The organism is Halomonas sp., from assembly GCF_014859505.1.
Taxonomy (GTDB): Bacteria; Pseudomonadota; Gammaproteobacteria; order Pseudomonadales; family Halomonadaceae; genus Halomonas.
Genome location: NZ_JACUUD010000157.1, coordinates 1 through 5,316, shown reverse-complemented (window position 1 = coordinate 5,316; position 5,316 = coordinate 1). Strand labels below are relative to the sequence as shown.

Sequence of the window (5,316 nt, the reverse complement as noted above, 5' to 3'; positions counted from 1 at the left end):
GTGGTGGCGGGCTTCACGTCCAACACTTCCACCTCGAAGGTCAGGGTACGCCCTGCCAGCGGGTGGTTGAAGTCCACATCGATCATGTCGCCGTCGATGGCGCTGATCACCCCGGGCAGCTCGCCGCCGGAGGGGTCGGCGAAGGACATCACGGTGCCCACCTCCAGCGCCTCGTCGCCGAAGTTGTCGCGCTTCAGGCGCTGGATGTTCTGGGGGTTGTGCTGGCCGAAGGCGTGCTCCGGGGTGATCTGGAAACTGCCGCTCTCGCCGGCGGTGAGGCCCTTCATGGGGTGCTCGAAGCCGGGCGGCAGGTTGCCGTCGCCCACCTGGAAGGTGGCCGCGGCCTTGTCGCGGGTGGAGTCCACCACGGTGCCGTCTTCCAGCTTGAGGGTGAAGTGCAGGGTCACTTCCATGCCCTCGTCGATGCGGTATTGCTCGCTGTTCTGGTCGGTCATGGGATCTTGGGCTCGGTAAAGATGATTAGGTTCGGTGGCCTCGCTAGGGCCAGGCGACACTGCCGGGCGCCTATCGGCGCCATTCGTCGAAGCGTCGAACCGCCGGCGGAGCCGATCTCCCACAAGGGCCCCGAGAGGTCAGCTGCGCTTGCGGGCGCGGCGCTTCTCGCCGAACACCGACTCCCAGATCAGGCCGATGGCCCCCAGGGTGATGCCGATGTCCGCGACGTTGAAGGCCGGGTAGTACCAGCCGGCGACGTGGAAGGAGAGGAAGTCCACCACGTAGCCGTGCACCAGGCGGTCGTAGAGGTTGCCCAGCGCCCCGCCGATGATGGCCGCCAGCGATACCGCCAGCAGCGTCTCGTCGCGCTTCAGCCGGGTCAGCCAGATGGTCAGGCCGACGCTGGCCCCCACGGCGATGGCGGCGAAGAACCAGCGCTGCCAGCCGGGGTGGTCGGCCAGGAAGCTGAAGGCGGCGCCGGTGTTGTGCAGCAGCGTCAGGTTGAAGAACGGCAGCACCTCCACCGGGCGGGCGTATTCCAGCCAGGCGCTGGCGGCGGTCTTGGTGGCCAGGTCCAGCACGATGATCGCCACGGCCAGCCACAGCCAGCGCAGCGGGCGCTGCATGGCCGCTCTCTCCCGTTCTGGCTCGGCGCACGGGGTCTGTCGCTTCTCGCTTCCGGGCATGCTGCCCACCTCACGCATAGTGTCGGTGCTCGCCGGGGCCGTCCGGCAGGTTGCTGATGCAGCGCCCGCACAGGTCGTCGTGCCCTTCGTGGCTGCCCACGTCCTCGCGGTGGTGCCAGCAGCGCTCGCACTTCCGGTGGGCGCTGGCGGCCACCGCCACCTTCAGGCCGGCGAGTTCGGTGGCCTCGGCCTGCTCGCCCTCGGCCAGCGGCCTGAGGGTCACCTCGCTGGTCAGCATCACGAAGCGCAGCTCGTCGCCCAGCTTGGCGAGCGTCGCCTGCAGGGCGTCGTCCACGTAGAGGATGACCTCGGCGGCCAGGCTGCCCTTGATGGTCTTGGCGTTGCGGGCGTCCTCCAGGCACTTGTTGACGGCCTGCTTCACCTCCAGCACCCGCTCCCAGAAGTCGCGGCCCATGGCGGCGTCGCCCTCCAGGGTGGCGAGGCCCTGGTAGTAGGTCGCCAGCAGCACGCTGTCGCCGCGCTCGCCGGGGATGTGCTCGAAGATCTCCTCGGCGGTGAAGCTGAGGATCGGCGCGACCCAGCGGGAGAGCGCTTCCACCACGTGGTAGAGGGCGGTCTGGGCGCTGCGGCGAGCCAGGGAGTCGGTCTGGGTGGTGTACTGGCGATCCTTGATCACGTCCAGGTAGAAGCCGCCCAGCTCCCGGGCGCAGAAGCCGTGGACCTGCTGGTAGACGTCCAGGAAGCGATACTCCTGGTAGGCGGTCTCGATGCGCGCCTGCAGCTGGGCGGCGCGGTCCACCACCCACTGGTCCAGGGCCAGCATCTCGCCTGCGGCCACGGCGTCGCGGCTCGGCTCGAAGCCGTTGAGGTTGGCCAGCAGGAAGCGCGCGGTGTTGCGGATGCGGCGGTAGACGTCGGCGGTGCGCTTGAGGATCTCGTCGGAGACCGCCATCTCGTGGCCGTAGTCGGTGGAGGCGACCCACAGGCGCAGGATGTCGGCGCCGAGCTTGTCCATCACCTCCTGGGGGGCCACCACGTTGCCCATGGACTTGGACATCTTGCGGCCCTGGGCGTCCACGGTGAAGCCGTGGGTGAGCAGCCCGCGGTAGGGCGGGTGGCCGTCGATGGCGCAGCCGGTCAGCAGCGAGGAGTGGAACCAGCCGCGGTGCTGGTCGGAGCCCTCCAGGTAGAGGTCGGCCACGGGGCCCGTCTTGTGGCCGTGGGGGTGCGAGCCGCGCAGCACGTGGCGGTGGGTGGTGCCGGAGTCGAACCAGACGTCCAGGGTGTCGGTGACCTTGTCGTAGTCGGCGGCCTCCTCGCCCAGCAGCTCCGCCGGGTCGAGGCGGAACCAGGCGTCGATGCCCTCCTTCTCGACGCGCTTGGCGGCCTCCTCCATCAGCTCCAGGGTGCGCGGGTGCAGCTCGCCGGTGGCCCTGTGCAGGAAGAAGGGGATCGGCACGCCCCAGTTGCGCTGGCGGGAGATGCACCAGTCCGGGCGGTTGGCGATCATGCTGTGCAGGCGCGCCTGGCCCCAGGCCGGCGTGAAGTGGGTGGCCTCGATGCCCGCGAGGGCCTGCTCGCGCAGGGTCTTGCCATCCTTGCCCTTCACGTCCATGCCCACGAACCACTGGGCGGTGGCGCGGTAGATCACCGGGGTCTTGTGGCGCCAGCAGTGCATGTAGCTGTGGGTGATCGGCTCGTGGTGCATCAGCGCGCCGACCTCGCGCAGCTTCTCGACGATCTGCGGGTTGGCCTTCCAGATCATCTGGCCGCCGAAGTAGGGCAGGTCGTCGGCGTAGACGCCGTTGCCCTGCACCGGGCTCAGGATCTCCTCGAAGGCCATGCCGTGCTCGCGGCAGGTGACGAAGTCATCCATGCCGTAGGCGGGCGCGGAGTGGACGATGCCGGTGCTGCCCACCTCGGCCTCGACGTAGTCGGCGAGATACACCGGCGAGAGACGATCATAGAACGGGTGGCGGAAGCGGATGCCGTCGAAGGCCTCGCCGCGGGCGGTGGCGATCACCTCGCCCGAGAGGCCGAAGCGCGCCAGGCAGGACTCGACCAGCTCCTCCACCAGCACCAGCAGCCGCTCGCCGGTATCCACCAGGGCGTAGGTGAACTCGGGGTGGACGTTGAGCGCCTGGTTGGCGGGGATGGTCCAGGGGGTGGTGGTCCAGATGACGATGGCGGCGGGCCTGGGCAGCGCCGCCAGGCCGAAGGCGGCGGCCAGGCGGTCGGCGTCCTCCACCGGGAAGGCCACGTCGATGGCGTCGGACTTCTTGTCGGCGTACTCCACCTCGGCCTCGGCCAGGGCGGAGCCGCAGTCGAAGCACCAGTTGACGGGCTTGAGGCCCTTGAAGACGTAGCCCGCCGCGACCATGTCGGCCAGGGCGCGGATCTCGCCCGCCTCGTTGGCGAAGTCCATGGAGCGGTAGGGGTTGTCCCAGTCGCCCATCACGCCCAGGCGCACGAAGTCGGCCAGCTGGCCCTGGATCTGCTCGCCGGCGTACTCGCGGCACAGCTCGCGGGCACGTTCGGCCTCCAGGTGCTTGCCGTGGGTGGTCTCCACCTTGTGCTCGATGGGCAGGCCGTGGCAGTCCCAGCCGGGCACATAGGGGGCGTCGAAGCCGGCCAGGTTCTTCGACTTGACGATGATGTCCTTGAGGATCTTGTTGACGGCGTGACCGATGTGGATGCTGCCGTTGGCGTAGGGAGGGCCGTCGTGCAGCACGAACAGCGGCTTGCCCCGGCGCTCCTCGCGCAGGCGGTGGTAGAGGTCCTGCTGCTGCCACTGGGCCAGCCGCTCCGGCTCGCGCTTGGGCAGCATGCCGCGCATCGGGAAATCGGTTTCTGGCAGGTTCAGAGTGTGCTTGTAGTCGCTCATATCCTGGGGGTCAGCCGTCGTCGTGGTCGGCGGGGGTCCCCGCCGAGGAATCGGAAGTCACGGCCTCGCGCGCCAGCGGCGCCGATGCCAGAGGAAGAGAATCATCGTTATTGAGGACCGGGTGCTGTAAGGCATGCTCGGCGGCACCGGCTTCGGGGTGCTGAAGAAAATACGCCCTGGCGCGCCGCTGGTCGGCGCCGATCTGGTGCTTCAGGGCGTCGAAGTGCTCGAACTTCACCTCGCCGCGCAGCTTGGCGCAGGGAAACACCCGCAGGCGCTCGCCGTAGAGGTCGCCGTCGAAGTCGAACAGGTGCACCTCGAGCACCGGCCGGGTGCTGCCCACCGTGGGGCGCCAGCCGATATTGGCCACGCCGGGCAGGCGGCGGCCGTCGGGCAGCTCGCTGACCACCGCATAGACGCCGTGCAGGGCCAGGGAGCGCACCGGCTGGGGCAGGTTGGCGGTGGGCACGCCGATGGTGCGGCCGAGCTTCTGGTCGGCTATCACGCGGCCGCCCAGCCGGTAGGGGCGCCCCAGCAGCCTGGCCGCGGCCTCGAAGTTGCCGCTGGCCAGCAGGGTGCGGATGCGGGAACTGGAGACGCGGTCGTCGTCGATGGTGAAGGTGCGGGTGTGCTCGACGCCGAAGCCGCGCCGCTCGCCGATCTCGGTGAGCAGGTGGAAGTCGCCGCGGCGGTCGCAGCCGAAGCGGAAGTCATCGCCCACCACCAGGTGGCGCACGCCGAGGCCCTCGATCAGCACCCTGTCGATGAAGGCCTCGGCGGTGAGGCTGCGCAGGGCGTCGTTGAAGGGCAGGCAGAGCACCCGCTCCACCCCCGCCTCGCCCAGCAGGCGCACCTTGTCGCGCAGCAGGGTGAGGCGCGGCGGCGCCTGGTCGCCGGCGAAGAACTCCCGGGGCTGTGGCTCGAAGACCACCACGGTGACCGGCAGCTGCAGCGTGGCGGCCTGTTCTCGGCACTGGTCGAGGATCGCCTGGTGGCCCCGGTGCACCCCATCGAAATTGCCGATGGTGGCCACGCAGCCGCGGTGCTCGTCGCGCAGGTTGTGCAGTCCTCGGATCACTTGCATGGCGTTGCTCGAGCCCCGCTTACCAGAAGGTGGTCGTAAAGTGGGCGATTATACCGGACCGCCGGCCCCTTGACAGCCGGGCCGGCCTGGTCCCTGGCTATCCAGCACGATTCGTTGCCGGCCACCCTGTGGGAGCTGGGCTTTGCCCGGCGAATGGAGACCGAAGGGCTCCTAGGCGGCGGCAGGAACGCAAGCAACGCCGCAGGGGCGCCTGCGGCGCCATTCGCCCGGCGGAGCCTGGCTCC

The 5,316-nt window shown here is 69.5% G+C and carries 4 protein-coding genes; all 4 read right to left on the bottom strand.

Annotated features, from left to right (window positions below; all coding sequences use genetic code 11):
* Positions 1-455 (bottom strand): FKBP-type peptidyl-prolyl cis-trans isomerase (gene fkpB, locus IBX53_RS14275; RefSeq protein ID WP_290910492.1); only part of this gene is annotated, 455 nt, incomplete at its 3' end.
* Positions 456-593: 138 nt separating this feature from the next.
* Positions 594-1,082 (bottom strand): signal peptidase II, encoded by a 489-nt coding sequence (lspA, locus tag IBX53_RS14270; RefSeq protein ID WP_290910489.1) that lies wholly within the window; start codon positions 1,080-1,082, stop codon positions 594-596.
* Between the two features lie 70 nt (positions 1,083-1,152).
* Positions 1,153-3,987 carry an isoleucine--tRNA ligase gene (gene ileS / locus IBX53_RS14265; protein WP_290910487.1) on the bottom strand — a complete coding sequence of 945 codons (2,835 nt, stop codon included), beginning with the start codon at positions 3,985-3,987 and terminating at the stop codon, positions 1,153-1,155.
* A 10-nt stretch (positions 3,988-3,997) separates the two neighbouring features.
* Positions 3,998-5,071: a bifunctional riboflavin kinase/FAD synthetase gene (gene ribF / locus IBX53_RS14260; protein ID WP_290910484.1), complete on the bottom strand. Its 1,074-nt coding sequence runs from the start codon at positions 5,069-5,071 to the stop codon at positions 3,998-4,000.
* Between the last annotated feature and the right edge of the window lie 245 nt (positions 5,072-5,316).

Bases quoted from the DNA above. Each gene is read 5' to 3' on its own strand.
- ribF (WP_290910484.1), bottom strand. From the start codon at position 5,071: ATGCAAGTGATCCGAGGACTGCACAACCTGCGCGACGAGCACCGCGGC.
- ileS (WP_290910487.1), bottom strand. From the start codon at position 3,987: ATGAGCGACTACAAGCACACTCTGAACCTGCCAGAAACCGATTTCCCG.
- lspA (WP_290910489.1), bottom strand. From the start codon at position 1,082: ATGCAGCGCCCGCTGCGCTGGCTGTGGCTGGCCGTGGCGATCATCGTG.